General features: G+C 58.8%; 30 protein-coding genes, 1 tRNA gene and 3 pseudogenes. 23 read left to right on the top strand and 11 right to left on the bottom strand.

Going from position 1 to position 26,286, the window contains the following annotated elements; all coding sequences use genetic code 11:
- Positions 1 to 709 precede the first annotated feature (709 nt).
- Positions 710 to 961, bottom strand: a complete 252-nt coding sequence (locus tag ACG873_RS21850; protein WP_394887559.1) for a DUF982 domain-containing protein — start codon at positions 959 to 961, stop codon at positions 710 to 712.
- A gap of 263 nt (positions 962 to 1,224) precedes the next feature.
- On the opposite strand from ACG873_RS21850, the gene ACG873_RS21845 reads away from it, so the two are divergent.
- The 5 genes from ACG873_RS21845 to ACG873_RS21825 all read left to right on the top strand — a co-directional run bounded on the left by ACG873_RS21845 (position 1,225) and on the right by ACG873_RS21825 (position 3,616).
- Positions 1,225 to 1,301, top strand: a tRNA-His gene (locus ACG873_RS21845).
- A 164-nt stretch (positions 1,302 to 1,465) separates the two neighbouring features.
- A complete protein-coding gene (locus ACG873_RS21840; protein WP_394887557.1) occupies positions 1,466 to 1,762 on the top strand; it encodes a hypothetical protein in 297 nt (98 codons plus the stop codon).
- A gap of 166 nt (positions 1,763 to 1,928) precedes the next feature.
- Positions 1,929 to 2,234, top strand: coding sequence for a DUF982 domain-containing protein (locus ACG873_RS21835; RefSeq protein WP_394887556.1), 306 nt, complete (start codon positions 1,929 to 1,931; stop codon positions 2,232 to 2,234).
- A gap of 179 nt (positions 2,235 to 2,413) precedes the next feature.
- Positions 2,414 to 2,653, top strand: a complete 240-nt coding sequence (locus ACG873_RS21830) for a hypothetical protein (RefSeq protein WP_394887554.1) — start codon at positions 2,414 to 2,416, stop codon at positions 2,651 to 2,653.
- Between the two features lie 492 nt (positions 2,654 to 3,145).
- Positions 3,146 to 3,616: a hypothetical protein gene (locus tag ACG873_RS21825; protein ID WP_394887553.1), complete on the top strand. Its 471-nt coding sequence runs from the start codon at positions 3,146 to 3,148 to the stop codon at positions 3,614 to 3,616.
- A gap of 662 nt (positions 3,617 to 4,278) precedes the next feature.
- Here the strand turns inward: ACG873_RS21825 and ACG873_RS21820 are convergent.
- The 4 genes from ACG873_RS21820 to ACG873_RS21805 form a co-directional block, all read right to left on the bottom strand.
- Positions 4,279 to 4,548, bottom strand: a complete 270-nt coding sequence (locus ACG873_RS21820; RefSeq protein ID WP_394887551.1) for a hypothetical protein — start codon at positions 4,546 to 4,548, stop codon at positions 4,279 to 4,281.
- Between the two features lie 29 nt (positions 4,549 to 4,577).
- Positions 4,578 to 4,817 (bottom strand): hypothetical protein, encoded by a 240-nt coding sequence (locus tag ACG873_RS21815; protein ID WP_394887549.1) that lies wholly within the window; start codon positions 4,815 to 4,817, stop codon positions 4,578 to 4,580.
- Positions 4,818 to 5,576: 759 nt separating this feature from the next.
- Positions 5,577 to 5,873, bottom strand: coding sequence for a DUF982 domain-containing protein (locus tag ACG873_RS21810; protein WP_394887548.1), 297 nt, complete (start codon positions 5,871 to 5,873; stop codon positions 5,577 to 5,579).
- Between the two features lie 95 nt (positions 5,874 to 5,968).
- On the bottom strand, positions 5,969 to 6,283 hold the full coding sequence (locus ACG873_RS21805) for a hypothetical protein (protein ID WP_394887546.1): 315 nt from the start codon (positions 6,281 to 6,283) through the stop codon (positions 5,969 to 5,971).
- A 124-nt stretch (positions 6,284 to 6,407) separates the two neighbouring features.
- On the opposite strand from ACG873_RS21805, the gene ACG873_RS21800 reads away from it, so the two are divergent.
- Positions 6,408 to 6,560, top strand: a complete 153-nt coding sequence (locus ACG873_RS21800; RefSeq protein ID WP_394887544.1) for a hypothetical protein — start codon at positions 6,408 to 6,410, stop codon at positions 6,558 to 6,560.
- Positions 6,561 to 7,862: 1,302 nt separating this feature from the next.
- Here the strand turns inward: ACG873_RS21800 and ACG873_RS21795 are convergent.
- Positions 7,863 to 8,632, bottom strand: a protein-coding gene (locus ACG873_RS21795; protein WP_394885678.1) for an IS5 family transposase whose coding sequence is annotated in 2 segments (ribosomal slippage) — positions 7,863 to 8,309 and positions 8,312 to 8,632 — 768 coding nt in all. Because the reading frame shifts where the segments join, the coding sequence is not laid out codon by codon here.
- 185 nt (positions 8,633 to 8,817) lie between these two features.
- Here ACG873_RS21795 and ACG873_RS21790 point away from each other — a divergent pair.
- From ACG873_RS21790 to ACG873_RS21770, 5 genes and pseudogenes are all read left to right on the top strand, one after another.
- A complete protein-coding gene (locus ACG873_RS21790; protein WP_394887542.1) occupies positions 8,818 to 9,495 on the top strand; it encodes a hypothetical protein in 678 nt (225 codons plus the stop codon).
- A gap of 93 nt (positions 9,496 to 9,588) precedes the next feature.
- Complete coding sequence (locus tag ACG873_RS21785; RefSeq protein ID WP_394887540.1) at positions 9,589 to 10,056, top strand: calcium-binding protein; 468 nt, start codon at positions 9,589 to 9,591, stop codon at positions 10,054 to 10,056.
- Positions 9,993 to 10,241 (top strand): annotated as a pseudogene (locus tag ACG873_RS21780) (calcium-binding protein); the annotation flags it as partial. The gene ACG873_RS21785 and the pseudogene ACG873_RS21780, both read left to right, overlap by 64 nt.
- Positions 10,242 to 10,316: 75 nt before the next feature.
- Entirely contained in the window at positions 10,317 to 11,087 is a 771-nt protein-coding gene (locus ACG873_RS21775) for a hypothetical protein (protein WP_394887538.1), read from the top strand.
- 448 nt (positions 11,088 to 11,535) lie between these two features.
- Entirely contained in the window at positions 11,536 to 13,701 is a 2,166-nt protein-coding gene (locus tag ACG873_RS21770; protein ID WP_394887536.1) for a calcium-binding protein, read from the top strand.
- Between the two features lie 452 nt (positions 13,702 to 14,153).
- On the opposite strand, the gene ACG873_RS21765 is transcribed toward ACG873_RS21770, so the two are convergent.
- Complete coding sequence (locus tag ACG873_RS21765) at positions 14,154 to 14,471, bottom strand: hypothetical protein (RefSeq protein WP_394887534.1); 318 nt, start codon at positions 14,469 to 14,471, stop codon at positions 14,154 to 14,156.
- A gap of 10 nt (positions 14,472 to 14,481) precedes the next feature.
- Positions 14,482 to 14,739, bottom strand: a complete 258-nt coding sequence (locus tag ACG873_RS21760; protein ID WP_394887532.1) for a hypothetical protein — start codon at positions 14,737 to 14,739, stop codon at positions 14,482 to 14,484.
- Between the two features lie 145 nt (positions 14,740 to 14,884).
- On the opposite strand from ACG873_RS21760, the gene ACG873_RS21755 reads away from it, so the two are divergent.
- From ACG873_RS21755 to ACG873_RS21745, 3 genes are all read left to right on the top strand, one after another.
- Positions 14,885 to 15,262: a hypothetical protein gene (locus ACG873_RS21755; protein WP_394887530.1), complete on the top strand. Its 378-nt coding sequence runs from the start codon at positions 14,885 to 14,887 to the stop codon at positions 15,260 to 15,262.
- A gap of 382 nt (positions 15,263 to 15,644) precedes the next feature.
- Positions 15,645 to 15,980, top strand: coding sequence for a slr1659 superfamily regulator (locus ACG873_RS21750; protein ID WP_394887528.1), 336 nt, complete (start codon positions 15,645 to 15,647; stop codon positions 15,978 to 15,980).
- 282 nt (positions 15,981 to 16,262) lie between these two features.
- Positions 16,263 to 16,682: a 4-fold beta flower protein gene (locus tag ACG873_RS21745; RefSeq protein ID WP_394887526.1), complete on the top strand. Its 420-nt coding sequence runs from the start codon at positions 16,263 to 16,265 to the stop codon at positions 16,680 to 16,682.
- Positions 16,683 to 16,983: 301 nt separating this feature from the next.
- On the opposite strand, the gene ACG873_RS21740 is transcribed toward ACG873_RS21745, so the two are convergent.
- Positions 16,984 to 17,349 carry a hypothetical protein gene (locus tag ACG873_RS21740; protein WP_394887524.1) on the bottom strand — a complete coding sequence of 122 codons (366 nt, stop codon included), beginning with the start codon at positions 17,347 to 17,349 and terminating at the stop codon, positions 16,984 to 16,986.
- A gap of 85 nt (positions 17,350 to 17,434) precedes the next feature.
- On the opposite strand from ACG873_RS21740, the gene ACG873_RS21735 reads away from it, so the two are divergent.
- The 8 genes from ACG873_RS21735 to ACG873_RS21700 all read left to right on the top strand — a co-directional run bounded on the left by ACG873_RS21735 (position 17,435) and on the right by ACG873_RS21700 (position 24,562).
- Positions 17,435 to 17,560, top strand: a complete 126-nt coding sequence (locus ACG873_RS21735; RefSeq protein ID WP_394887522.1) for a hypothetical protein — start codon at positions 17,435 to 17,437, stop codon at positions 17,558 to 17,560.
- Between the two features lie 292 nt (positions 17,561 to 17,852).
- Entirely contained in the window at positions 17,853 to 18,233 is a 381-nt protein-coding gene (locus ACG873_RS21730) for a hypothetical protein (RefSeq protein ID WP_394887520.1), read from the top strand.
- 318 nt (positions 18,234 to 18,551) lie between these two features.
- On the top strand, positions 18,552 to 20,657 hold the full coding sequence (locus tag ACG873_RS21725; protein ID WP_394887518.1) for a hypothetical protein: 2,106 nt from the start codon (positions 18,552 to 18,554) through the stop codon (positions 20,655 to 20,657).
- A 30-nt stretch (positions 20,658 to 20,687) separates the two neighbouring features.
- Entirely contained in the window at positions 20,688 to 20,888 is a 201-nt protein-coding gene (locus ACG873_RS21720; RefSeq protein ID WP_394887516.1) for an SOS response-associated peptidase family protein, read from the top strand.
- A 353-nt stretch (positions 20,889 to 21,241) separates the two neighbouring features.
- On the top strand, positions 21,242 to 21,550 hold the full coding sequence (locus ACG873_RS21715) for a DUF1236 domain-containing protein (protein WP_394887514.1): 309 nt from the start codon (positions 21,242 to 21,244) through the stop codon (positions 21,548 to 21,550).
- 86 nt (positions 21,551 to 21,636) lie between these two features.
- A complete protein-coding gene (locus tag ACG873_RS21710; protein ID WP_394887512.1) occupies positions 21,637 to 21,861 on the top strand; it encodes a hypothetical protein in 225 nt (74 codons plus the stop codon).
- Between the two features lie 976 nt (positions 21,862 to 22,837).
- Positions 22,838 to 23,749: a calcium-binding protein gene (locus ACG873_RS21705; protein WP_394887510.1), complete on the top strand. Its 912-nt coding sequence runs from the start codon at positions 22,838 to 22,840 to the stop codon at positions 23,747 to 23,749.
- A gap of 132 nt (positions 23,750 to 23,881) precedes the next feature.
- Positions 23,882 to 24,562, top strand: a complete 681-nt coding sequence (locus ACG873_RS21700) for an SOS response-associated peptidase (RefSeq protein WP_394887508.1) — start codon at positions 23,882 to 23,884, stop codon at positions 24,560 to 24,562.
- Positions 24,563 to 24,732: 170 nt separating this feature from the next.
- Here ACG873_RS21700 and ACG873_RS21695 read toward each other — a convergent pair.
- Positions 24,733 to 25,024: pseudogene (locus ACG873_RS21695) on the bottom strand (DUF982 domain-containing protein).
- Between the two features lie 6 nt (positions 25,025 to 25,030).
- Positions 25,031 to 25,333 carry a DUF982 domain-containing protein gene (locus ACG873_RS21690; RefSeq protein WP_394885793.1) on the bottom strand — a complete coding sequence of 101 codons (303 nt, stop codon included), beginning with the start codon at positions 25,331 to 25,333 and terminating at the stop codon, positions 25,031 to 25,033.
- Between the two features lie 124 nt (positions 25,334 to 25,457).
- Between ACG873_RS21690 and ACG873_RS21685 the strand changes: the two are divergent.
- Positions 25,458 to 26,274 (top strand): annotated as a pseudogene (locus ACG873_RS21685) (SulP family inorganic anion transporter); the annotation flags it as partial.
- Positions 26,275 to 26,286: the final 12 nt, after the last annotated feature.

Below are 26,286 nucleotides of genomic sequence, written 5' to 3'. Positions count from 1 at the left end.
GCTGCCATCCACGATGTCGGGACAGGCCAGGAGCAGGTCGGATGGCCGACAGGCTGGTTTCGTCAATCAGGGCGTCGTTTCCCTTGCCTTCGGCCAAGATGCACAGCACGAGGCGCGCGTGCTCGGCGCCGTGCTTGTCGATGAGCCTTCGGATGGTGGCGGGCGCCTTCGTTTGCCCTGGCAGTGGATAGACGTTGGCGGGAATGATTTCGATGTAGAACGCTGCAGAGGGATTTTACGGGCGGCAGGTGGTCGTGCAAGCAAGTTCGCATCTTCTGCTTAGGAATGACGATTTCTTGCACGAAAGCGACAATTGACCTCGAGGGCGATCTCACGGCTGCCTGCCGAGAGGGCATCGCCGAAAGCAAAGAAGCCCGCCGCGCACAACAGAGAGGGAGTGTCGGCGGCGGGCCTCGGCCTCATTAGCTGGGCCTTTCGGTCGAAGGAGTTGAGGGACCCCACGATCTGGCACCGAACCGTGCTAGTGGCCGGATGTTCCGGAAAATTCCGGGGCAGCCTTCCAGAATGATGCCGTTATCTTTTCCGCTTCATCGGCTTGGGCGCAGGGCGGCGGTCGTCGCCGATCATAACGATTCAGCGCCTGCGCTCACACAACGTGAGTACGTCCTCATGAAACTCAGCTTCAAACTAATCCTCCGAAAACCGAAAGGACACTGACATGACCGGGACGGTCCCGACCGTGTCGGCATCAGTCGCCCTCCACCAGCACCTCGGCCTCGCGGGCGGCCTTGACGAACGCCGCCCAGGCATCGTGGCAAGTTCCCAGGCCGTTTGACGCATCAATGCAAGCCATGCGAGCCCGCAGGTTGACGCGGCCCTTATTAGGCCAACGGGGATCCCGCAGCAATTTCGCGGCCTCCTCCACAGTGGCGACGCTGTGTATCAGCCCGATTTTGCCAAATCGGATAGGCACTGGCGAAGGGAAAAGCTTCAAATCCATGCGCCGTTGAACTCCAGACGTTCGGGGCAGTTCCCGAATTCACCTGGCGACCAAACACGCGCTTCCTTCTCGGCGGTTACGGATACCGGGCACAAGGAGTCCCCGCGCAGGCCGCCGCCGGTCGGTGTGAGGCTCCGCAACGCTTGACGCCTTTCCTTGCTTGCACGACGGTGCGCCAGGCTTGGGAGGGTTGATCATGCACCGTGCGGGAGTCGTCGGGGATTTGCTGTTGTTGGTCGCTAGTGGCCTACTCGGGGCGAAGTGCGGTTGTAGCTCACTTGGTTAGAGCGCCGGATTGTGGATCCGGAGGTCGGTGGTTCGAGCCCACCCAACCGTACCAAAATTCTATCAATGAATTCAGCTATTTATCGGAAGGCTAACTGACCGGCGCTGCCGTTTCATGTCGCGTCATGTTGCAAACGGCTCCCGTTGATTTCCAAGGGTTTCCTGCGACTATCGGCAAATCCGTGCGACATGCGCGCGACATGAGAGAGGGCGGAATTGATGAACGTGCCGCTAGAACTCACGCCAGGCGAAGAGGAAGCGTTGACGGCGGACCGTGCCCTTACCATAGACAGCAAAGGCCGGCTGACGCTTGTCGGACTGACAGTGGAAGAATCCATCTGGTATATCGAGCACAAGCGCCAATGGCTCGCGGAGCGGATTGACGACACGTTGCGCAGGCAAAGCAGAGACGGCCGCAAGCGTTATTTAGAGCTTTACGAGCGGCACGAGTTCGCACGCCTTCAGGTGATTGGCGCGGAGCACGAGGTCCGCACAGAGAGCCCCACGAAGAACTAACCCGTAATGAGGCGGCCTCTCCTGATAGAGCGGGGGCTCACCAATCTGGTCGGGGGCCCGCGCATCCTGCTATGCTGGCTGGGAAGCGCCACTTATCATCATGATCGACAAGCCTATGTTGAGATGATTGAAGACTAGCGGCAAAACCGCGAATCTGGAGATGAATGTGGACCGCCTGCGGTTCCGTAAGCCTGTTCAGGTCTTTGCAGCGCCCGGGGAGCCGGTCGAAGAGATCGAAAGCGTTGAAGAGGCACTGTACTTCCTTCAGCAGTGGCCGGGCGCTCGGCAAGGCCCTGTCTATCGATGCGCGCTTAACGCCTGTTCGGCAGCAATCGCCGCGCAGCTTTCAACGGAAGATGCCCGCAAATCTTTCGCAAGCTTCGCACGAATCACCGGCATTCTGGCCAAGGAAAAAACCCACCTCCCTAGGCCGCGGGGCTCAGACAATGGTTTAAAGCCTCTGCCAAAGTGACAGTTCGCTGTCGGAGGTTGTCCCAACGAACAAACAACCGCCAGGGCGAACCGTGGCCGGGTCTGGGGTCGCTAACCTTGCACTTGATCATGCGATGTTCCATCAGCCTTTTCTAATGCAACTCATTCGGTAGCTGTGGGTTGAATTGCCCGAAGGGCCTCGACTGACGGAGAGCCTTTGTGGACAACAGCAAGTTCGATCGAGCCGATCTGCTTTCGGCCGTGAATGCCTGTGTCAATATCGCCCACGAGGGGTCGCTGCTGTTTACCTCCAAGGCCATCGGGAAATTCCGGATGTTGTCGGGAGACTTTGTGACCCCCGACGAGGAGCTAGCGATTGCAATAATGGATACCGCCATCGCCTTGGGCTATGTGGTTATGTTCGATGAAATACCAGGGGCCAATAGCGTCGCCCCCTAGAGAAAAAAGCCCGCCAGGGCGAACCGTAGCGGTCGCCAAGTTGGAGAAGGCTCGCCTCCAGGTCGTCCGAGGCAACCACGATCTGTTCATAGCTCCGTCATGCGACCATTCCCGCGCGCTGACAGCATTGAATGCGGCAATTGTCACGGCCATTGAGGCCATAACCGGCGACAAAGCGCCCTGGATGCAGACACCGCCGGCTTACCTGCATCCGGGGCGAGGCTGCTGAACACAAGAAGCCCGCCGCGCAAGAGGGGCTTGGACAACGGCGGGCTCCAAGGGTGATGCGTGATGGATTGACCCCTGGACCAGCCAAACGGCGAAGGCTAAGGCCGGTTCCGATAAAAGAGCCGCCTGTCCAGTTTCAGACAGCGACACCCGGTGTGTCACTTTTAAATGACTGCCTTCGAGAAGCGATGATATATTCGCGTTGCCTAATGTTCCGTCAACTCGGCTGACGCAGAGCTTTTGCTGAGCGAATGGGAGCGAGCAGTGAAGCGAGCCTCAATTATCTCCTCAGCCCTTGTACTCTTCCTGACTCAGGCAACAGCGCAGGAATGGCAGCAGTTCGGCATCAAGAAATTCGATTTCATCTTCGACGTACCGCCGACCTACGAGCTGATCAAAGAATATGAAGGCGGTGGCGGCGCGGCATTCGTCTCACCCGAGGGCGATCTCTTGGCGGTCTGGGGCATCAAGGTAGAACCCCACGATTTCCGCGTAGCGATCGAGGACCAGATCAGCAGTGACGAGAAGGAAGGTTGGGAGGTCACCTACGAGCGGGTGGAATACGATTGGGCGGCCTATTCCGGCGTCAAAGATGACATGATCCGCTACGTCAAAGCGATCACCGTGTGTGATGACCGCGCCGCTTTCCTCCTGATGGAGTACCATCGGGACTTGAAGGTCGATTACGACCCAATCGTCACCCGGATGGAGAAATCCATGCAATCGAAGTGTTAGGTACTCCTATTGGAACGTGAAGTCGCCGGGGATTTGAATGGCTTTTTGCCTCGGCGACGATGGGGTGAGGGCTTAGAATGCAATCATCAGAGGCCCTGGTGCAGCTTTGTTGACCCTGGGACAACACCCTCCAATCTGGCGGAGGCGACGACGCGCCGACATTTGCTGTTGAGCAGTCACAGTGATTCGCTGAACCTTCAATTACGCGCCTCCGGTTTCGGTCCCCTGGGACGGGGCACGACGTCGCGCTGACTTGGGTTTTCGATCCAGCATGACCGGAAGATGTCGAGCCGCAGCCATTTCGACTGCCAGCATCTCCAAGGCGTCGGTCGACATCGAAGATACCATCCTCTGGCGGACTTCGTCGATCAGCCACATGATGGACACGGGCCTTGTTTTGGCATGCCCGTCGAGAAGGCGGTCGAACGCGACAACAACTTCGGCGTCTACGTCACTTGGGAGGGGTCGCATCAGGCCCGTCAACTCAGCGTAGCTCCAGCGACTGCCACGACGATCCACAGGCCGACAATCGGTGCGAGCAACCAGCGTGCTTCATAAATACTTTTGTCCATTAGAGCCTCCCAATTCGAGGCGTCAACGACGGCTTGTCGGAAGCGTTCCTTGACGGTTCGTAACAGACTGCAACGGAAGGCTGCCCGTGGCTAAGCCGTCCTTGCCATTTCCTGGGCCTGTAGAAGCGCGACGAGTGCGGCGGCCATCAACTCTGAGGCCGTAGAGCCCGGCAACGCGCACCAAGTCCGCCTGAGCCGCCCCAGATCGATCCCGTCGAGCCGCTCGAAGAGACTGCCGCCGATCTCCACCATGCCTGATTGCAGGATGATCGATATTGCCGAGATGGTCCCGGCGTGGAGTTCTCCCCCGCTGCCGGTCTCGACAATCAGCCGGAGGAGAGCGCCAGGTGCGCCTCCCATACCGATCGCAGACCTGGCCGAGCCAAGGTTCAATTCTGGTTTGCAAGTGGTGTTCGAATTTTAAGCGGCCGGAAACTGGTTGCCGCCACCAGTAGTTCCTCATCGACCAGCCCAGCGTCATGCAGAGCGAGCAACCTTAGCGCAATCTCCCTTGCGTCATCTGAATCGGGCTCGGCCTCGCAATTCCGGCAGGCCTCGTCGAAGACCCGCTGAAGCTTGGCGAGATCAACTGGCTTCAACACTCCCCGGTCGTGAATAGATTTCGTCAAAGGATCTCCCTGCAGCGAAGCAACCGCTAACAAGCACACCTGTCGGAACAGAAACTAGATAACGAGGTCCAAAAAACAAGGAAGCACGGCTCTTGCCGATAAATGGCTCAGCCGCAGACCAACTGTGCGACTACTCCGGACGCGCCGATGACGCGACAACTTACTTGATCCCGTGTGGATGGCGGCGCAGGCGTCAGGCTGGGAAAAGGGAAGGCGTGAGCACATTCGCCTCTACACTTGAAGGAAACGCCTCGCTGGATGACAGTGCTGGCTCCGCGGTTCCAATCGTCGCCCTCCTTAACCGCTCATTAACCAAACGGGCGCAGGCTTTGAGATGTTACCGCTGCATTGGACTCCTCGTGACCTAAAGGACCCGGCACCTCCCGCCAGATTGTGCCGGGTCTTTTTGTTTGCGGCTGGCCGATCCCGGAAGCCCCGGATTCGCCCACACAGCCCCGCCAGCGCGTTCTGCTCTGGCCGGTGTAGGCGCCTCGAACGCGTCCTAGGCCGCCGCAGAGGCAGCGGATGACCAGGGCGCGAGGAGCATGCGGGATGTTTGCGCGAAACTGCGCTATGATGCAAGATTATTGCGCAGAGCCCGCCACGTAGGAGGGTGTCACGTCGAACGCGGCGGGCTTCGGCCCCATTGGCTGGGCCTTTTCGATCGTGGAAACTGATGGGAACCCACGATCTGACGCCGAACCGCGTTAGTGGCCTGGATGTTCCGGATTCCGGGACAGACTTCCGGAAAGATGCCCGCTATCTTTTCCGCTTTACGGGCCTGAAAGTCGGGCGCCGATCGCCGCTGATCAGGATGCCGGCCTCCTCCGCGGCATCGCGGAAAGCCTTGCGAGCTGCTGCGGCATCTACTTTGCCCTGCAGAGCTTCAAAGCAGGCCTTGCGCGCCCGCCAAGCCTTGTCCGTGTCCTCCTCGGTCGGCCACTTGTAGAGCAGCCACTCGGCCGCCTGGCGGGTGCTGGAGATGTTCTGGCGTTGGCCGCGCGCCGCCTTGATCGTCACGTAGTCGTCGAACAGCTTGTCCTCAAGCGCACCCATACCCAACCCCATACTCGTCGCGGCGTGATGCTACAGCGACGAGTCGGATACCGGCAAGGGATCACCGTCCCGACCGGCACGAGCGAAGGTCTCAGTCAGTCGTTGTATAGATCGATGGTTCCGAACTGGCTCGTAGGCAGCTGCCCGAACTGCGAGCCATACGGATTGTCGGAATGGGTGCGCGTAGCGCCGTTCGAAAACGTCTCGGTATAGCTGCCACCCAAATTCTGGCTGGTCTGCGAGCTAAGATCCCCATTCCGATAGGTGTTGTAACCGCCGCCGAGGTTCTGCTCCGTGAAGTAAGTGTTGCCGGAACTGTCGGTGGAGCACGGACCGGTGACCAATTCGCATCCAGGGAATGAGATTCCTGTTGAAGCTGCCAGCATCAAGCCGGCAATAACGATACGCATAGCACTTTTCCTCCCGCCTCTCTGAGATCTACGTGAAGTCCCGGTCTCATCGTCACCTTGATCCCAAACAGCGCGTCAGGAATAATGTCCTAGTGCGGCGATTCTCAACCGTTCGGAAATAGCCATGTCCAGGCGCAAGAAAACCACCTACCTCACCCAGCCAATCGTCACCGCGATTGAGGCAGTCACGGGCGATAAAGCGCCATGGATGCGCACACCGAGGGCCGAACTGCATCCTGGCTATAAGCAGGCTGCCAGTGCCCTTCCGAACGAGTGACCGGAAGGGACGTAACGGCCGGGCTCCAAGTCGAACTGGGGAGGTCTGCGCCCCAGCCCTTGAGAACAATCTACTACCAGGCCGAAAATTGTCGTTACCTTCGCATCCAGCAACCTATCCGGGAATACATATCTTATCGTCAGTGCAGCGCTCTATTGATTAGCCAAACACCGCATGGCGGGATTGACCATGGCAGACGAAACGGTGGGAAGAACGGCTGATGGAACTACATCGTCGCCCTGGCGCGTGAGGCCAAAAGGCCAGAGAAACGATAGCCCTAATCAAATCGGCCAAGCTGCCTTCGGCGCCTGGCAGCCCTATACTCTGATCGTTACCATACCCCCTATGGCGACGGCCTCCGTGTCAAATGCGATGACTACCGCGCCATGAGCCGGCTTCACGACGCGCTGCAACAGACAATCATCGACGTAACCGGCAAGGAAGCGCCCTGGATTTTCCGCAACAATTCCGGGCCGCTCGCGACGACGGCCGCCTGTGGTGTATCGCACAGACCGGCTGCGCCTGCAGAGTTAAGCTGAAGGAGGCTGCGCGCTCGTGACCTTGTGCTGGCCGGCTCGAGGCCCTGCCCTCGGAATTTGGAACATTGCGTCCTCGATCCCCGTTTGGCCACCTTTAGAGAGCTTTGCACGACCATGCCCAAGTACACTTGCCGCTATGTCAGCAACGGGATCGAATACACCTGCTTGATGAATGCTCCATCGAGTGCCGAAGCCGCACGTCGCATGAGCAGCCTGGCATGGGCGCCTAGCTGCGGCCCGGTCGGCGCTCCTCGCCGCAATTGGCGGTTTCTATCACGCGCGAAGGAGATCGGTCCTTTGGTGTTAGCAGGAGCGCTGGGTTGTTGGGCGGTAATCTCCATCATATCAGATCCGGAACCCCAGCAGATTGCTGCGCTGGTTGAAAAGTTCAACTAGAGCCGACATGGGCCGCTGGACCCACATTGGCGCGCCGGGCCAACACGCGCGTCTGTGCCGCTTTGTGGATGCGCTCAGTAGCTAAGGCCTTGAGACCCCGGAAGCGTGGATAAAATCGAGCCGGAACCCGCCATTTCCCGCGCACTTCCACCCGATTTCCATTCATCTTGTCCACAGGGGCCAGTCACATGGGAAAATCCTCCTATTCCAATAGGAGGCTCCCATGGAATCACAGCTTGCTCTCATTTCAATCGCAGCGGTCACAGTGCTTAGCGGTGGAGCGGCCGCTATAATCACTCTCACGGTCGACGTTCGCGAGCGGCCGGGCATACAGAGCTTGGTTGAAGGCCTGATGCGTATCGCGATACTAGGCCGCAGACTCATAACTTTTCAACCAGATGCGAACCGACGCGAGTTTGATTGCTGCGAGGAAGTTTAGCGGGTCTCTGTCGTAGCGCGTTGCGATGCCTCTGAAGTGTTTGAGTTTGTTGAAGTATCGCTCGATGAGATTGCGCTGCTTGTAGACCCATGCGCTGAAGGGGAAGCTGCCGGTTCGGGTTTTCTTCGGCGGGATGTTTGCCCATGCGCCTCGCTGCGCCGCCAGGTCGCGAATGACGTTGCTGTCGTAGGCGCGATCTGCGAGCAGGATCGCATCGGGCTGAAGGACGTCGAGCATGGCGACTGCGGGTTTGCCGTCATGTGCCTGCCCTGCGGTCAGGACGAGATCGACCGGTCGGCCTTCGGCATCGACGAGCGCGTGGATCTTGGTCGTGAGCCCGCCGCGGGAACGTCCCATGCAACCATCGTCATCGCCCCCTTTTTTGCCGTGGCCGCATGTTGATGAACGCGGACACAGGAGGAGTCGATCATGATGATCTCGCCGTCGAAAGCCTTGGAAACCGCAGCGAGCAGCCGATCCCAGACCCCGGCTTTGCGCCATCGCACGAACCGGTTGTAGCATGTGGTGTAGGGGCCATATCGATCCGGCACATCCGCCCAGGGCGATCCGGTCCGGAAACGCCAAAGAATGCCGTTCAGAACCTTGCGGTCGTCAACGCGCGCCACGCCGCGAACCTTGTTCGGCAGATGAGGCTGGATCACACTCCATTCAAAGTCACTCAGTTCGTAACGGCGCATTCAGGCCTCCAAAAGAAGCCTTGAATCAGAACTCGTCACAAAGCGGTACCTCAATTTATGAGTTTGCGGCCTAGGCGCAGGGGCGCTTGTTGCCCTGACGGATGGGGGAAGCCAATTATGGGTGTAGCGTCGCTCGTTGCGTTGGTCCTGGCCGCGTACGCGTTCTGGCGGCCTTCGATACCAGCATGGCTCCTCGCCGCCGCTGCGAATATCGTGGCGGCGTATGTTCTCTGGAAGGGCTGGAACTGACGCTACTCATCCCGCCAAACTGGAACGCGCCTCATCTTGATGTCGGCAAGCCGCCTTACGCGGATCCCCTGGCGCTCAGCGGCGGGCAGACTTTCGAAGCTGATGCGCATCCATTCGCGCTTGCCGCACTTCTCACAGCGCATCTTGATTGCAGTTGCCGGCACATCGCCGGCCAGCCGTTGCAGATCGGCCGGCGCGTACCATCGCTTGATGTTGCAATGCGCACACTGGACGCGAACCAACTGGCAAGCGCTGTGCCCTTTTTAAAGTGTCCAGGCGCTTGGTCGCTTCGATGGAGGCTGTTCCGGCACGAGAACGAATTAGGAACATATGCCTTGCGTCGGCAAGGGGTTTTGTGTCAGAAATTTCCTCCATCAAGGAAGATTGTCATGACCGAACCACACCCGGCGCCGGACGGCGAAGCTGTTCCCGATCTGGAGAGAGCCGCCGATGAGGCTGTTGCGTTGTGCGGCGGCGATGCCGTCATTGCGCTGCTGGCTGCAAACGGTTTTCTGGAGCATGAACTGGAACTGACTCGGGCGGCGGTTTCGTTTGGCTATTCCCGCGGCTGGCATCGCAATCGACAAGTGCCGGACCTCAAAACCAAAGGGTGAGCTATTGTACCACTTCTGGTCCCCCGGAATCTTCTTCCGCCCTGTGCGAAACAGGCGTAGCATCCGCCAACTATTACAAGGGGGAGATGTACGATGCCTGTAATTCACGTCCCAAGCGACTATCCCACAATAGCATTGGCCGTAGCTAATTCCGCCCCGGGCGACACGATTCTCGTAAGCGATAGCTATGCCGGGAACGAAACCGTCACGATTACTGTCGAGAACCTTACGATCAGCGCGCCTGCTGCGGTTGGCGGCATCGACTTGATACTCGGAGCTGGGATCAGCAGTATTACCTTGGGTGGCGCCTCCAACATTGACGTCACCGGAAATGGCCTAGACAACACAATCATTGGGAATGCAGGCGACAACCGTCTCGATGGAGGCGGAGGGCAGGATCGCTATCATGGGTTGGCTGGGAATGACGTTTTTGTTGGCGGCGGTGGGGTCGACAAAGATATTGCAGATTACCGACTCGATGCGCGCACGGTGGTACTCTGGGCATTATCGCCAATCAATCCGCTACCCACTTTCAGGGTGGGATCGCTCCCGACACCGTAATCGACGGCTTTGGGAATACGGATTCGATCGTTGGGGTCCGAAACATTGTTGCCACGGACTTCGATGACAAGCTTTACGGTGGTGGTCACGCAAACACGCTGTCAGGCCGCGGCGGCAACGACTACATTGCGGGCGGCGACGGAGGAGACACCCTCGTCGGCGGAGACGGAAACGACACGCTGATTGGCGGAGCGGGGACTGACCGGCTTGAAGGTGGGTTAGGAAACGACGCGCTTTACGTCGACAACATCGGCGACACGGTGATCGAGGCCAACGGCGCGGGCGTTGACACGGTGCGCACCAGCGTCAGCTTCTCGGTGGTGTCGCAGTTCGTCGAGAACATGGTGCTTTTGGGCAGCGGCTCGATCAATGCCGTCGGCAATAATCTCGCCAACACCATCACCGGTAACGCAGGCAACAACGCCATGGATGGGCGCGGCGGCGTCGATAGGATGGAGGGCGGCGCGGGCAACGACACCTACTATGTCGACAACGTGCTCGACAAGACCGTCGAGGCCAATGGCGCAGGCACCGACACCGTGTACACCACAGTTTCCAAGGCTTTTTCAGACCAATTCGTCGAAGTGATCCGGCTCGTCGGCGCGAGCAACATCAACACGACAGGCAACGCCCTGGCTAACACCATAGTCGGCAACAACGCCAACAACGGAATAAACGGCCGTGAAGGCGCCGACACGCTGACCGGTGGCTACGGCAACGACAGCTTCGTGTTTAACACCGCGCTGGGGGGCGGCAACATCGACACGATCACCGACTTCAAGCCGGTCGACGACACGATCCAGCTCGATGATGCGATCTTCACCGCCCTCGGCGCCGGCGTGCTTTCGGCGAATGCCTTCCGCTCGAACGCCAGCGGCCTGGCCCAGGATGCCGACGACCGCATCATCTACAACAGCGCCAACGGTCAAGTTTACTACGACTCGAACGGCAATGCCGCCGGCGGCAATTTCCTGTTTGCCGATCTCGCCAGCGGCTTGGCTGTCACCAACGCCGACTTTTTGGTCGTCTAGCGGGGCCGTCGCCATCACGAGCCGGCGTCATTCCCATCCTTGAACGCCGGCTCAGACCCTTCTTTCGGCTTTCCGCACGTGGTCACATTTTCTGGCAGCTGAAAGTTTATCCGGATAAGGTCCCGCCATGTGCGGACCTTCACACGCTATCTCCCTTGGCCGGAAATCGTCCGGCTCTACCGGCTTACGCTGGATTACGAGATCAACAAGAACACGGCCCCTACACCATCGCGCCGACAGTCAGCCGCTCTGTTCGTTCAACGTTAACGTTGAATGAAACGGCCTGCAACCAGCCGCGTATCGGGCGACATCTTCCGGTTACAGTAGGCGTCGAAATAGCGGCGTTCCTCGCAACCGACTGAGTCGGTCAACCCCCACGTTTGTCGACAGTTTTCGCCGAAGGCACTCGCCCCGGAGCGATCCCGCTGTCTCTTAGGAAAGTACCAAGATGGCCGTCACCAGCACCTACTCCCACCTTGCAACCAAGACCAAATTCCAGGCCAACAGCTTCGAACCCGGCGACCAGCTTCTGCCGGAGGTGACCGGCCTGTCGAATGGCGGCTTCGCCGTCGCCTATAACAATAACAACATTGCCGACGGCTTTGTCCTGGTCGACTTCTACGATGCCGCCCACAACCCGGTCGGCACGTTCAAGGTACCTTCCGACGGGGCCACCAAGGCGCTGGGCCAGCCGCAAGTGGTCGAACTCGATAACGGGAATGTACTGGTGACCTGGAAGGATGATGCGCCCGGCGATGCCGGCGTCAAGGGTCATTTGTTCACGGCCGCCGGCGAGCCAATCGGAGGTGAGATTTATGTCGGCATTAATATAGCGGGCGAGGATACAGACATTCAGGTCGCGGCCCTGGAATTCGGCGGTTTCGTGGTTACGCAGACCTACTCGAGCAACATCTACAGAAATCACTACAACAACGATGGCCTAAAAATCGATGCCGGCCAGCAGGTCAATACGCTCGAAGGCGACCAGGCAGACAGCGCCGTCGCGGCATTGAGCACCGGCGGCTATGTCGTCACCTATACCGACACCGATCTGGCCGACCAGACGACGATACGCGCCCGTGTCTACAATGCCGACGGATCGACGCATGTGAACGACTTCAACATCGCCACTGGCGCCGACAACACCCAGTCGAAGGTTGTCGGCCTGGCGGACGGCAAATGGGCGGTGGTCTATACCGACACGGGCTGGGACGGCGCTGACAGCGGCAATTCGGGCATCGCGCTGCAGATTTTCAACGGCGGCGCCAATATCACGCCTGGCAGTTTCATCCGCGTCAACAATCCTTCCACGCAGCCCGATATCGAACCCGACATCACGGTCCTGGAGAACGGCTTCATCGTGGTCAGTTGGACCAGGCAGTATACCGTGACCGATTCCGATGTCATAGCGCGCGTGTACACCGCTGACGGTGTCGCGGTGATGGGTGAATTCTCCATCACCGTTTCCGCCGATATGGATGTGAAGTCGGCTGTCGCCGGCCTTCTATCCGGGAAGTTCGTCACCGCCTGGCAGGACAATAGTTCGGACGGCACCGGCGGGCAGATCACCGCCGAAGTGACGGAGATCGTGCGCACCACGACCGGGGATGGTGCGCACGACTATTTCGAGGGCGACCAGTTGCGCGACATCGTTCACGGTCTCGGTGGTAAGGACTACTTGCTCGGCGGCGGCGGCAACGACGAACTGAACGGCGGCAGCGAAGACGATCTGCTGTTCGGCGGCAATGACAGCGACACGCTTGACGGCGGCTCCGGCGTCGACACCATGTTCGGCGGCGCCGGCAACGACACGTTCATCGTCGACAACATCGGCGACAAAGTTTTCGAAGCGAACGGAGCCGGCACGGGCATTGACACCGTCCGAACCTCCGTCAACTATTCGGTGGTTGCGCAGTTCGTCGAGAAGATGGTGTTGCTTGGCACCGGCTCGATCAATGCCGTCGGCAACAATCTGAACAACACCATCACCGGCAACGATGGCAATAACGCCATCGACGGGCGCGGTGGTGCCGACACGATGACGGGTGGATTGGGCAACGATACCTATTACATCGACAATGCCGCCGACAAGGTGGTCGAGGCGAACGGAGCCGGCACCGGCACCGATACGGTGAACTCGTCCGTGACCTATTCGGCCGCCGCGCAATTCGTTGAGAACATCACGCTGACCGGAACCGCAGTGATCAATGCCACGGGCAACAATCTCGCCAACACGATCGCCGGCAATGCCGCAAACAATGTTCTCACCGGGGCGCTCGGCGCAGATAGCTTCTTGTTCCGGACCGGGCTGAACGGCACGACCAACGTCGACACCATCACCGATTTCAACGTTGTGGATGACATTATCCAGCTTGAAGATTTTATCTTCACGCAAGCCGGTGGCGGCGGTGGCGGCCTCGGCACCTTGTTGGCCGGCCAGTTCAGGACCAATCTGAGCGGCGCCGCACAGGACGCCGACGACCGTATCATCTACGAAAGCGACTCTGGCAGGCTTTGGTACGACAGCAACGGCAACGCCGCCGGCGGCAACTACCTGTTCGCCGACCTCGACCCTGGCCTCGCCATCACCAACAACGACTTCGTAATCGTCTAACCGAACCGGAGAAGCAGAGAAGGCAACTGCCGGAGTTCTAACGCGCCGGCCGACAGGTGAACTCGTCGAAATACGAGGGCGCCGACTGCATCGAGCCTATCAATTCGCTGAGAGGAGCGAGCGGCCAGGCCCGATCAAAAGAGCTCAGGCGGCGGCGAACAGAACAGCCCGGCGAGATTTGGAGGGGGACTTTGTCGTCCCGCCGGGCTGTCTGCCATCCTCCGCCCTATGGAAGGGATGCAATCAATAAATGCTGCACGCATAGGTTTGGTTCCGGCGACGCAATCAGACGAACCTACTGCCGCGTCATCTTGCGGTCCACCATGACGATCCGGGCCGGATCGTTCATCGCCGGATTGGAACTCAATCCAGTCGCCGCCGAGCGTGTGCTTGATCCGAGCAGCCGGGCGAGCGGGTCTTTCTCGGCGAACGGGGGCAGGCCAGCCGTCGGATCAGTTACACCGTAAGTCGACTTGGGTCGCGTCGGCATAAGGCAGTGTAATCGCCGCCTCGAGCAACTGCCTGCGGTCATCAACGCCGCTTTGAAACATCAACATAATCTTGAGCGCAATGTTCTCGGCGTCGGGCGAATGCCGGTCGATTTGCAATAGCCCACAAGCCTCCTCGAACACGGCTTCCAAAACCTTGAGCTCGTCTGGCTCCCAGACGCCAAGCTTAGTCTCAAATTGCGGCATTTGCCCTTGCCCCTTGCCCTTGGGGCAAGAAAGTAATGCCAGAGCGTTTAGGATTAAAGTCTTGGTACCAATCATGACAAAAGTGTCAGCTGTGAGGGGCTTCTTGGGCGGCGTCTGCGTCGGCCCTCGAAGGCCGATTGTCGTTCGCTTCTGCCTCGGGATACGGTGGCCAGTGTTTTTGGCACATGGCCCGAATGCCAGCGCGCAGGCGGTCGTTTTTGAAGACTTCGAATGCGTCGGCATAGCCCTCAACGGCCAAGGCGCTTTCCACGGTAAGGCAATCGATGTGCTCCCCGCTCTCCGCAAGCTGCATTGCGCGCACGAGAAGGCTGGCCCTGGCCATGACAAACGTCCCCTGAAGTCAGCCGGGAACTCGCCACCGAGCATCCGGTTCCTTTCTTAGCTAGAGTTTTGCGGGAACGTACAAGGAAGGGAACGATCGAAGCGGGGCCGCGTTGCGGAACAGGCAGAGCGGGCAGGATAGCGAGATGGTCGACGACAAGGGCAAGATTGGCAGGCAGGGGCGTGCCCGCGAGGCGGCCAATCAGGACTACGACGTCAGCGATATCGCCGACAGGTTCGATCTTTCGCCAATCAAAGCACGCGCGCTCATGAAGCTCTTCTATGGCAATGATTACGCTGCATTGAAAAGGGCCACCCAGAAGCCGAAAATGACAGCCGACGCGGAACTCGTTTCCTTGGAAGAAGCCCTCCGAGAGAAAGTACGCCGCGAGCTGGAGATCGCCCGCGCCAAATATGGCGAGCACTTCGAACTGCTCTGCATCGAGGGGAGCCGCGGCGACACGATCGACGATCGCAAAGCGCTGCAGTTGCTGCGCTCGCTGAACCGCACCGGATCCATGTAGAAGAAGTCATCTGCCAAGTCTGAAACGCAAAAAGCCCGCCGCGCACGAGTGGGGGCCCCAAGCGGCGGCGGGCTTCTTAGCCAAAGGGATGGGGTGAGTGGAGGGAAAACTCCCCTTGGGCTCGAAAACTACAGCGTAAGCATTCTGTTCCCAAACCCAAACGCAAAAAGCCCGCGCCTCCGAAGAGACGCGGGCAAAGTTCAGGGAGTTGCCCGGAACCGCCGGGCCCGGTTCTATCTGACAGGTGGCAGCTTGTTCCGCCGCGCATTCGGGTTCAACGAACCGGTCCATGCGTTCGTGAAGCGTGGCGACGCTGCCCTTGAGGTCACGGACTTCGCTTCAGATCTCGCAAATGCATGCATAAGGGAAACAAAGGCACGACATGGAAATCATCACAGAGCGCTATCGTGTCTGGAATGAAGGAAGCGATATCTACTTCGATGGCGTCATGAGGCTTGCCACTCGGGAATATGAATCAATTCTGTCTTTGATGATGAATGTTCTTGCTTCGTCTCCTCCTTCCATAACGATCAATCTAACGGATCTTGAATTTCTGAATTCTTCGGGCATCAACCTCTTGGCCAAATTCACAATTGAGGTCCGCAAGCAACCCAACATCAAGATCATTGTCCGTGGAACGTCCGGAATACCTTTGCAATCGAAGTCGTTGCCAAATCTCAAGAAACTACATCCTCCTTTGCTACTCTTCGTGGGGTGACAAGCGGTTGATGCAGGTGCCGCTTTTGCACTTAACGAGGTTCTGCCTTTAGGGCCGCGGACGCCGTCAAGGGGCCCGGGGTTTAAGCCGAGTCCCGCCAGACGGCGCTGGATGTCCAGCGTCCTCGTCATCGGTGATTTCCTGTGATTTTCTGGGAAGGTGGGGTCTGCTGCCGCCTTCGGTGCAGCTTTTGGCCGCCACTGCTGAGACACTAGCGGCGGATTGATTGTTGAAGTTGAAGGTGCAAGTATCGCGCGTATTTCTTTGGCAGGGGCCGCGCGGATGGAGTTCTTCGACAGCAACGGCCATGCTGTCTGCTACGTCACCCAAACAGGTCGTATTTACTCTTGGGACGGCAGACCGCTGGCTACGCGAAAAGGCGACAAGGTCCACACCTGCGACGGCGAGTTCGTAGGTTGGATCCGCCATGGTTATCTCATCAACGAGAAGGGCGAATGCTGTCTGTTTACACAGGGCGCCGATACGAAGTGCGGCCCCTATCCCCCCGACAGACGGCCGCGTCCGTCACGAGGAACCCAGCAACCGTTTCCAGAATTGAAGGACCGCCGACCAGCTCCGTCATTTCCTGGCGTGTCGCGGGATTGGGGACGCAACCCGTTCAGGAAAAGCTTGCTCCAGCGACTTGCAGATCGCTACTTCGGGTCGCGCCGCTACTCCACGAGCACCGTCGCACAGACATGACGTACTAGCTTGATCAGCCGCCGCTGCAAAGCAAGCACAGTCATTGCCGGTCCTTTCAGCGCTGTTCAGGGGTTGGATTGCAAGGAAGCCGAAACCAGACTCGAGCGGCGCTCGAGCGCAAGCTCGGCGTCGCGGACCGCCAGACGCGCATTGCCTCAGGATGGAGTCGTCAGCATGAATATCTCGCTGAGCAGAAGTGCGTCTGCCAGTCGTTACGCTGCCGCTCCGAGTCCGTGGTGAGCCGGTAAAGCCGGCTAATTTCGGTCCAGGACAGATATCGAGTGTAACGACCGCACATGATCTAATCCCGTAAGATTTCCGGCACTCTTAATGGGCCGCTTTCCAGAATCCTCTTGTATTCATCCTTCCGGTGCCATGCACCTCGTGCCCGACCATTCTCGCGATCGCGCTTCGGATCGAACATCACACCGCCGAAATGATCCTTGAAGGACTCTGCGGATGCTAGATCGGCAAAGCAGTGGAGGCGATAGTGCTCCTGCTTGCCGTTTGGCCAGATTGCCGTGACGTGTCGCGTCAGATGGATGACACCACGTTTCCTGCAAAACTCCATGATCAGAGCCAGGTTGTGCATGCAGCAAATGTCGTCTGGCAGCGCCACCTGATATGGGTAGGCGCGGTCGATCGCTGAGTAAGAGAGCTCACCCATCCTCCGACCCGGCATCAGTCTCGACCTCCCATCTCTTGTGATGCCACTGCCGGCCGAAGCCTGAGGAGACCGCGACCCGAAAACATTGAATCTCGCGCTCCAGGTAGGCAACCTGCCCGATCAGGGCGCGAACCGCTGCTCTCGCGTCGCCGTCGCAGGAGACGATGACGGCGTCGACGTCGCGCTCCAGATCGTCATGCTGGTCGGATAATTTCTAGGCATCATCAGGCCGCCTAGTTCGAAGCCATAGGGCCGTCGTAGCGGATCTTGATAAGCCCCGGAACTGCTTCGGAGATCTGTTCTAGCTGGCCTTCGAGATAGCCATTGTGGAGCATCGCAGCCTTGAGAGCCTTCAGCTTGTCGCCGCCGTGGAGCGATCAGCTTTTCGGCCGCATGCTGCAGTGCGACTTCCTCAGCCACTGTCAGGGGAGTTTCCTTGTACATTGGGCACCTCTTTTTCGTACGCATGCCACAGTGAACAAAATGAGAACGAAGGAGTCAATATGAGCTTGACGGCGGAAGGAATGCGTTCCTATTTCAGTCCATGCCGGAACCCTATTGGCCGAAGGGAAACGACTACCCGCTGTCCAATATTAACCAGCGCAGACAGATGGTCCGCGTCCGGTGCTCCCTACTGCAAGCGGACGCACAGCTACTTTCCCTCGGACCTGATCCAGATTTTCGGCGATGCGGATATCGATTCGCTGATGGGTCGCATGAAGTGTGAAGGCCCGCCGACCAACATAGCGGGCCTCTTTGGCGCAACAGAAAGCTCGCGCGAAACTGCGCAACCAGGGCAAGCCAAAGCCGGCGATAATCATTTTTCCGCCCTATTGAGCCCGCAGGCAGCGGCGGGGTTTATGTCGGAGAGGAATGAAAAATGAAATTTCGCAAGATCACCGTTCGTGCAAGCAACTTCGCTTCTCCTGCTGAGGGATGACGATTGCTTGCATGAATGCGACCTTCTGCGCAACAGAGAAGCGCCATAGGTTTGCTGTCCTAACCGCGAATGAAGAGATCCCGGTAGATCACGTCGAGCGTGAGACGGCGAGCAATCCGCTCATTTGGCTGCGCAACCCCCGGACTTACTGAAACGGAACTGCAACCGCGCCGCGTATCGGGCGACATCATGCGGTTACAGGAAACCTCGATATAGCCGGCGCCGCACGTAATCGGCTGAGATATTCAGGAGCAATATCATCATGGCGACCGTCACCTACTCCTTCCAGAATTTCGTTTCCGAGTTCGTGGTCAACAACACGACAGCCAACGATCAGGCCGCGCCAGATGTGGCGGTCCTAGCCAATGGCGACCTCTTCTTCTCCTTCGAAAGCGACAGGGCCGGTGACCCATTGTTCCAGGATGTGATGTTCCGGCGCTTCGACGCGAATGGCAATGCGCTCGACGTCGAGGATATCGTGGTGTCTGCCGGTGGCGGGGCGGACGACGAGGATGACTCAGCCGTCGCGGTTCTCTCAAACGGCAATGTGGTGGTTGTCAACGAGGATAATGACGGCGGCACGGAAGACGATGTGGAGTTCCATGTCTTCGATCCCTCGGGTGCCGGTGTGAACACCCAAAACATTGTTACGCAGGCGGAGGGCCAGGCCACAGACAATCAGACCGACCCGGCTGTCGCGGCCCTTTCTGGCGGGGGATTTGTGGTGGTCTACACCGATGAGTTCGCCGGTTCCGGAACGAATACCAACGCTGAATTCGTGATCTACAACAATGACGGCTCGGTTCGTGCCGGCGCGACGATTGCAGGGGGCAATACGGCAAGCCTGGCAGTGTCGCAGCCTGCCGTGGTCGGTCTGACTGGCGGCAATTTCGTCGTCACCTGGACGGAGGATGTTGGTGGTGGCGACACCAACGTCAAATTCCGCGTCTACAATTCTGCCGGTGGCTCGGTGAGTACGGAGTTCACGGCCAATGCCGACCCCGACGACCAGGACAATCCAGTGCTTGCCGCGCTGCCGAATGGCGGCTTCGCCCTCGCCTATGTCGACCAGTTTGGCGGCAGCGCGAGTGACACCGAAATCGAGGTCAAATGCTTCGATGCTTCGGGCAATCAAGTCGGCAACACCGGCATCATCGATTTTGGTAGCGACTTGGTGTCCAGTCCCGATATTGCCGTCATCTCCAGCAAGTACCTCCTGGTGAGCTACACCTCGGACCGCAATGGAGATAACGATGTACTCGGTCAGGTATTTGATTTCTCAGGCAACAAAATAGGCGCAGAGTTCAACCTGGAGGTCACGTCCAGCGATCAGACTGCATCGAGCCTAGCTGGCTTGGGCGGAGGCCGTTTCTTCGCGGCTTGGCAGGATGACGATACCGTGGGCGACCTTTCCGGGTACCATGTGTCTGCGCAGGGCACGGAGTTCGTCCGCACCACGACTGGCGATGGAACGAATGAGACCCTGACCGGCGATGATCTGCGCGACATCATAGACGGCGGGGCCGGCGCAGACACGATGCTCGGCGGCGCAGGCAACGACACCTATTACGTCGACAATATCGCCGACAAGGTAATCGAAGCGAATGGCGCAGGCACCGGCACCGATACGGTGCGCACCACCGTCAGCTTTTCCGTGGTGTCGCAGTTCGTCGAGAACATCGAGCTCTTGGGCAGCGGCTCGTTCAACGCTATCGGCAACAATCTCGCCAACACCATCACCGGGAATGCCGGCAACAACGCCATTGACGGCCGGGGCGGCGTCGACACGATGATCGGCGGAGCAGGTAACGACACCTACTACGTCGACAACGTGCTCGACAAGACGATCGAGGCCAATGTCGTCGGCACCGACACCGTCTACACCAGCGTGTCCAAGGCTTTCGTCGACCAGTTCGTCGAGGTGATCCGGCTCTCGGGCGCCGACAACATCAACACGACGGGAAACAACCTCGACAACACCATCATCGGCAACGGTGCCAACAACGCGATGAACGGCCGCGGCGGCGCCGACACTCTGACCGGCGGCTTCGGCAACGATACCTTCGTGTTCAATACAGCCCTCGGATCAGGCAACATCGACACCATTACCGACTTCAACGTCGCCAACGACACCATTCAGATCGACAACGCCATATTCACGACGCTTGGACTGGGCGTGCTGGCGGCCGGCGCTTTCCGCACCAATGTCACCGGCGCCGCGCAGGACGCCGACGACCGCGTCATCTACGAAAGCGATTCAGGCAGGGTCTGGTACGACAGCAACGGCAATGCTGCCGGCGGCAACTTCCTGTTTGCCGACCTTGCCAGCGGCCTCGCGCTTACCAACAGCGATATTGTCATCGTGTAACCGAACCGGGAGAAGCCGGCCGTCGAGCCTGTGAGCCGGATTCACGATCGTCTGCCGGTCATTCTCGACCAGGCCGCCTACGGTGCGTGGTTTGATCCGACCACCACAGCTCCGAAGCAGGTGCTTTCGCAGAACCTCAATGACAAGCTCGAATTCTACCGCGTCGGCCAGCAGGTCAATTCATCCAAATATGAAAGCCCCGACTGTATCGTGCCGGTTAACCCGCTTTGAGCGTCGGCTAGAAACAGCCCGGCGGGAATATGTCGAGGAGACATGGGGGCGTCCCGCCGGGCTGTCGCCACCTCCGCCCTGCGGATGCGGATCATCGCGATAAACGGGGTCGTTTCGGGTTGGTTCCCACGTACGCCTTCCGCGAGCATGCGAAATAGCGGCAAATTTGGTGATTTGGGGAAGAATGCTACCAGGCAGGTCCTGTCGACTTCAATAAGGGCTTCCAAAGGAACATATTTTGTCTAGTCGAGTTTGATTTGGGTCGCCGGGCGGAGGTGCTTGTCACGGTGTTTATGATCTGCTGCTGCCGCAATGCGACGGCTAATCAATTGTTTATACAAGGGAGAAAATTTATGAGAATGCATCTTTCCGGCATCGCTGCTGGCCTTCTGCTTCTTGGCAGCGTCAGCATTGCGACTGCTCAGACCGTCGTGATCGCTCCTGAACAGGAGACCGTTATTCGGGAGTATGTGACGAAACAGAACGTGGCGTCGGTCGAACTGCCTGCCGACGTGAAGATCGAAGTCGGAGCCACTCTGCCGGAGACGGTCGAGGTGCACAAAGTCGACCTTCCGAACGTTAAGTACAGCTACGTCGTCGCCGGCGGCCAGACGATTCTTGTCGAACCGGATACCCGCAAGATCGTGCACATCATTAAGTGACTGTCGATTTCATAGGGGTGAGGGCAGATCGCTGAATGCAAAGTCCTATCCTTCGGCGATCTGCCCTACACTTTAACAGGTGATCGATGAGAGAGACCCAAATCAACGTTTCGCCGGGAGACGACTCTACCAAACGGGCCATTGTCAACGAAATCTACTTCGCGCTTTCGAAGCTCGGTGCTCCAGACGAACTCCTTGCAATCGTCGGCAGCTGGGGTGACACGGTGGATGACGCCGGCACGCTCGATAATCTCAGGGCTTTCAATCGAAACGGCACCATGTTCAGCAAGGAAATCTGCAGGGCAGATTAGTCTTCACGCACCTCGGTCAGCGTTGCATGGCGCAAGCCTCCCTCGCCTTTCAGGCACCGCACGTGGCCGACCGAAGGCCCGGCAAGTCTCCCGCAATATCCACTTACCAGGCTGAGGATGTCGTTAGCTTCGCGTCCGGCGACTTATCCGGGGATACATATCTTATCGTCAGTGCAGCGCTCTCACGTGCTCCATTGATTAGCCAAACACCGCGTGGCGGGATTGACCATGGCAGACGAAACGGTGGGACTGAACGGCTGATGGAACTACATCGTCCTGGCGCGGGAGGCCAAGAGGCCAAAGAAACGACGGCCTAATCAAATCGGCCAAGCTGCCGTCAGCGCCTCGCAGCGGTATATCTGATCATTACCATATCCCCATATGGCCCGGGCGGCGTCTGTCCCTCCTCGTCGAAACCCCACAACAAGGACGCCGGCCTTTTTCTTTCACAATGCACCGCGTGGGCAACAGGCCGTCATTTAAATTGTGTCGACGGGAACTGGCGGCTACCCTACTGGGTAAGCGGGGGCGAAGCCCTCACCTTTGGCCGAATGATTGGAGGGGTTTGAAAATGTGGTTAGTCTACTTGTAACTTCACAATACGCCTCCATAGACATGTCTATTGGGTTCAACGGCCCCATTCAAAAACAGTTTGGATTTTGAATATTGGGAAGATGATCTCGTTGAGTATGTCGTTGATGGTGAACCGATATCTAGGCTTCGGGTTCAGGGGAACTTTACTCCACCCGAAGGCAACGGGCTTTTATTTGAATACCCATCCAACACTCCGCTCACGTATATAACCTACTGGTTTGACGGATCTAACGCCTTCACCATCGTGTTTGATCCTGGAGAGCAAACGTTTGGACCCGCGCTCGCCGCTACATCGATCTCCGGGCTCTTCGGCTCGTCTGCTCGGAATATAGAAGGAAGTCTCGTGAATGACGTGCTGTTAGGCGGGTCTTCTGGAGATATATTGTTCGGCCGTGATGGGGACGACAGCATTCTTGGCAACGGAGGTGACGACGTTCTGAACGGCGGCCCAGGCGTCGACCACATGGAAGGAGGCTTTGGCAACGACACGTATTATGTTAGCGCGTTCGCCGCCAGGGTGATCGAGGCGAACGGTGCCGGTACGGGCATGGATACGGTGCGCACCACCGTCAGCTATTCCGTGGTCTCGCAGTTCGTCGAAAACGTCGAGCTTTTGGGCAGCGGCTCGATCAACGCCATCGGCAACAATCTCGCCAACACCATCACCGGCAATGCCGGCAACAACGCCATTGACGGCCGGGGCGGCATTGATGTCATGGAAGGTGGCTTGGGCAACGACACCTACTATGTCGACAATGTGCTCGACCGCACGATCGAGACCGATGGCGCCGGCACTGATACCGTCTACACCACCGTGTCCAAGGCCTTCTCCGACCAGTTCGTCGAGATGATCCGGCTCTCGGGCTCGGGCAACATCAACACGACAGGCAACGGCCTCGCCAACACCATCGTCGGCAACGGCGCCAACAACGCGATGAACGGCCGGGAAGGCAGCGATACCCTGACGGGCGGCTACGGCAATGACACCTTCGTCTTCAACACGGCGCTCGGTGCAACGAACATCGACACGATCACCGACTTCAAGCCGGTCGACGACACGATCCAGCTCGATGATGCGATCTTCACCGCCCTCGGCGCCGGCGTGCTTTCGGCGAATGCCTTCCGCTCGAACGCCAGCGGCCTGGCCCAGGATGCCGACGACCGCATCATCTACAACAGCGCCAACGGTCAAGTTTACTACGACTCGAACGGCAATGCCGCCGGCGGCAATTTCCTGTTCGCCGATCTCGCCAGCGGCTTGGCTGTCACCAACGCCGATTTTTTGGCTGTCTAGCGGGGCCGTCGCCATCACGAGCCGGCGTCATTCCCATCCTTGAACGCCGGCTTTCACCATCCCTTCCAGCGTTCTGCAGATGTCCCAACAACTTCTGGCGACTGAAAATTTCTTCGGATAATGTCGCCGCCCATGTGCGGACGTTTCACAAGATACCTCCCCTGGCCGGAAATCGTCCGGCTCTACCGGCTGACGCTGGACTATGAGATCAACAAAAACACGGCACCGGCCTACAACATCGCGCCGACTGTCGATGTGCCGTTCGTCACGGCCGGCGAGGATGGCAACCACAAGCTCCGCGAAGGCCGCTGGTGGCTGGTCCCGTGGTGGGCGAAGGAGATGCCGAAGGCGGCGATGTTCAACGCCCGCATCGAATCGGTCGACACCTCCGGTGCGTTCAAGGATGCCTTTCAGTCGACGCGCTGCCTGATTCCGGCCGACGGCTTTTACGAATGGACGAAATCCGCAGTTGATGACGGCAGGGACCCGTGGCACATCCACCTGCCGGATCACCAGCCGTTCTCGTTTGCCGGGCTCTGGGCGAACAACAAGAAGCTCGGCATCACCAGCTGCACAATCATCACGGCGCCGGCGGTCGAGCCCGTGAGCCAGATCCACGACCGCATGCCGGTCATTCTCGACCAGTCCGCCTATGATGCCTGGCTTGAACCCACTAACACGGCTCCGAAGCAGGTGCTTTCGCAGAACCTCAACGGCAACCTCGAATTCTACCGCGTCGGCCGTCAGGTCAACTCGTCCAAAGACGACGGCGCCGACTGCATCGAGCCGGTCAACCCGCTAACGATCGGATAGAATCGAGGAACTGCTGCAGGTTCCCGACCATCGCTTGGGCGCCGGCTTCATTGATGGCAAACTCGAATGTCAGTTCGCGGTCTCCAGCGTGAGCAAAGCAACCATTGTCTGGCCATCTTCGGCCATGGCCACGTCCACGGAGAAGCCGGTGACCGGCATGGGCGTATCGCTCATGGTGGGATCATCCTTTCAATGTGCTTTGGGATCGGAACGCGAACGGCGTCGCCGATCAGGATGCCGGCTTCCTTGGCGGCGGCAATGAATGCCTGTCGCGCATGATCTGGCGGCTTCGTTCTTCAGAACTGCGATGCACGCCACCCGAGCTGCCCGGTGCTCAGGCCCGCCTTCCGTCGGCCAGTGGTAGAGCAGCCATTGCGCTGCGGCCTGCGTGGAGCTGATGACACGGAACCGGCCCGCGGTTTCGACGCGCACAGGCTTGGTCCAGTAGATTTCCCGCAGCATGGGGGCTCACCTTGCCGGCGACCTTGTCCAATCCTCGACTTCCCGCAACCTCGGCAGCGGCTCATCTTTGGCCAGAACACCGGCAATCCGGGCGAACGCCGCCAAGGCCTTTCGCGCTTCCTCGACTGTGCCCTCGTCTATCGTAACGGCGAAACAGGCATTCAAGGCCCTTTGGAAGATCGGGCTGCCCCGTGCGGCTGGCCAGTTCTGAAGAAACGTGAGCGCCTCTTCAACATCGTAGATTTCGGTCACCGCCTCACCGGCTTCGGTCACGATGCGCACCGGCAGTGGGAACTGCATCCTGTCCATCGATCGCCTCCGGGCGGCTTAAGCCGCCTTACAATCGTGAAACCATACGCCTTGCGCATCCGGGACATCAAGCGTGGCAACCGAGGAAATCAGGGTAGCGGAATGACGTCGTCATCGCCCGTGCCCGTACTCGGCGGCGGTGGCGGCAGTCGGATTGCTGGAATCGCTAATGACCGCTCGATCGTCGACGACCTTACCGATACGCCGAGCGACAAGAACCAGGAATGCATCGGCCAGGGCATCGCCATCACCGCGACCGGGTTCATCGGCGGCATGGCGGGCTGCGCCATGATCGGCCAGTCGATCATCAATGTGAAGTCCGGCGGCAGGGGTCGCCTGTCGACGTTCTGCGCGGGTATGTTCTTGTTGTTCATGATCGTCGTTCTCGGCGACTGGGTGAAGCAGATACCGATGGCGGCGCTCGTCGCCATCATGATCATGGTCTCGATCGGAACATTCTCCTGGTCGTCGGTAAGGAACCTCAAGCACCACCCGCGCAGTTCGTCCGTCGTCGTGCTGGCGACCGTCGTCTGCGTCGTCTTCACCCACAATCTGGCGATCGGCGTCCTCGTCGGCGTTCTTCTGTCCGGCATTTTCTTTGCCTGGAAGATCGCGCAGATTTCCGGGTCACATCCACGCTGTCGGAGGATGGGGCGGCACGAACCTACGTCGTCGAAGGCCAGGTCTTCTTTGCGTCGGCCGACGACTTCACCGCCGCCTTCGATTTCAAGGAAGCGCTGGAGAAGGTCACCATCGATGTCAGCCGGGCACATATCTGGGAAATCTCCAGCGTCGCTGCGCTCGACATGATCGTGCTGAAATTCCGCCGGGAGGGAGCGGCGGTCGATATCATAGGACTGAACGAGGCGAGCGAGACGATCGTGGACAGGCTCGCCATCCACGACAAGCCGGGCGCGCTCGAACGCCTCATGGGACACTGAGGGAGGAAACAA

Origin of the sequence: Allomesorhizobium aridi, from assembly GCF_043769475.1 — a bacterium.
Lineage (GTDB): Bacteria > Pseudomonadota > Alphaproteobacteria > Rhizobiales > Rhizobiaceae > Allomesorhizobium.
This window is presented reverse-complemented; position numbering and strand designations above follow the sequence as displayed.

What these genes read in the sequence shown, in the direction of transcription:
- ACG873_RS21850 (WP_394887559.1), bottom strand. Translation starts at nt 961, where the DNA reads ATGGATTTGAAGCTTTTCCCTTCGCCAGTGCCTATCCGATTTGGCAAA.
- ACG873_RS21840 (WP_394887557.1), top strand. Translation starts at nt 1,466, where the DNA reads ATGAACGTGCCGCTAGAACTCACGCCAGGCGAAGAGGAAGCGTTGACG.
- ACG873_RS21820 (WP_394887551.1), bottom strand. Translation starts at nt 4,548, where the DNA reads ATGGGAGGCGCACCTGGCGCTCTCCTCCGGCTGATTGTCGAGACCGGC.
- ACG873_RS21810 (WP_394887548.1), bottom strand. Translation starts at nt 5,873, where the DNA reads ATGGGTGCGCTTGAGGACAAGCTGTTCGACGACTACGTGACGATCAAG.
- ACG873_RS21805 (WP_394887546.1), bottom strand. Translation starts at nt 6,283, where the DNA reads ATGCGTATCGTTATTGCCGGCTTGATGCTGGCAGCTTCAACAGGAATC.
- ACG873_RS21800 (WP_394887544.1), top strand. Translation starts at nt 6,408, where the DNA reads ATGTCCAGGCGCAAGAAAACCACCTACCTCACCCAGCCAATCGTCACC.
- ACG873_RS21790 (WP_394887542.1), top strand. Translation starts at nt 8,818, where the DNA reads ATGGCTCCTCGCCGCCGCTGCGAATATCGTGGCGGCGTATGTTCTCTG.
- ACG873_RS21785 (WP_394887540.1), top strand. Translation starts at nt 9,589, where the DNA reads ATGCCTGTAATTCACGTCCCAAGCGACTATCCCACAATAGCATTGGCC.
- ACG873_RS21770 (WP_394887536.1), top strand. Translation starts at nt 11,536, where the DNA reads ATGGCCGTCACCAGCACCTACTCCCACCTTGCAACCAAGACCAAATTC.
- ACG873_RS21765 (WP_394887534.1), bottom strand. Translation starts at nt 14,471, where the DNA reads ATGATTGGTACCAAGACTTTAATCCTAAACGCTCTGGCATTACTTTCT.
- ACG873_RS21760 (WP_394887532.1), bottom strand. Translation starts at nt 14,739, where the DNA reads ATGGCCAGGGCCAGCCTTCTCGTGCGCGCAATGCAGCTTGCGGAGAGC.
- ACG873_RS21755 (WP_394887530.1), top strand. Translation starts at nt 14,885, where the DNA reads ATGGTCGACGACAAGGGCAAGATTGGCAGGCAGGGGCGTGCCCGCGAG.
- ACG873_RS21750 (WP_394887528.1), top strand. Translation starts at nt 15,645, where the DNA reads ATGGAAATCATCACAGAGCGCTATCGTGTCTGGAATGAAGGAAGCGAT.
- ACG873_RS21745 (WP_394887526.1), top strand. Translation starts at nt 16,263, where the DNA reads ATGGAGTTCTTCGACAGCAACGGCCATGCTGTCTGCTACGTCACCCAA.
- ACG873_RS21740 (WP_394887524.1), bottom strand. Translation starts at nt 17,349, where the DNA reads ATGGGTGAGCTCTCTTACTCAGCGATCGACCGCGCCTACCCATATCAG.
- ACG873_RS21730 (WP_394887520.1), top strand. Translation starts at nt 17,853, where the DNA reads ATGAGCTTGACGGCGGAAGGAATGCGTTCCTATTTCAGTCCATGCCGG.
- ACG873_RS21725 (WP_394887518.1), top strand. Translation starts at nt 18,552, where the DNA reads ATGGCGACCGTCACCTACTCCTTCCAGAATTTCGTTTCCGAGTTCGTG.
- ACG873_RS21715 (WP_394887514.1), top strand. Translation starts at nt 21,242, where the DNA reads ATGAGAATGCATCTTTCCGGCATCGCTGCTGGCCTTCTGCTTCTTGGC.
- ACG873_RS21710 (WP_394887512.1), top strand. Translation starts at nt 21,637, where the DNA reads ATGAGAGAGACCCAAATCAACGTTTCGCCGGGAGACGACTCTACCAAA.
- ACG873_RS21700 (WP_394887508.1), top strand. Translation starts at nt 23,882, where the DNA reads ATGTGCGGACGTTTCACAAGATACCTCCCCTGGCCGGAAATCGTCCGG.
- ACG873_RS21690 (WP_394885793.1), bottom strand. Translation starts at nt 25,333, where the DNA reads ATGGACAGGATGCAGTTCCCACTGCCGGTGCGCATCGTGACCGAAGCC.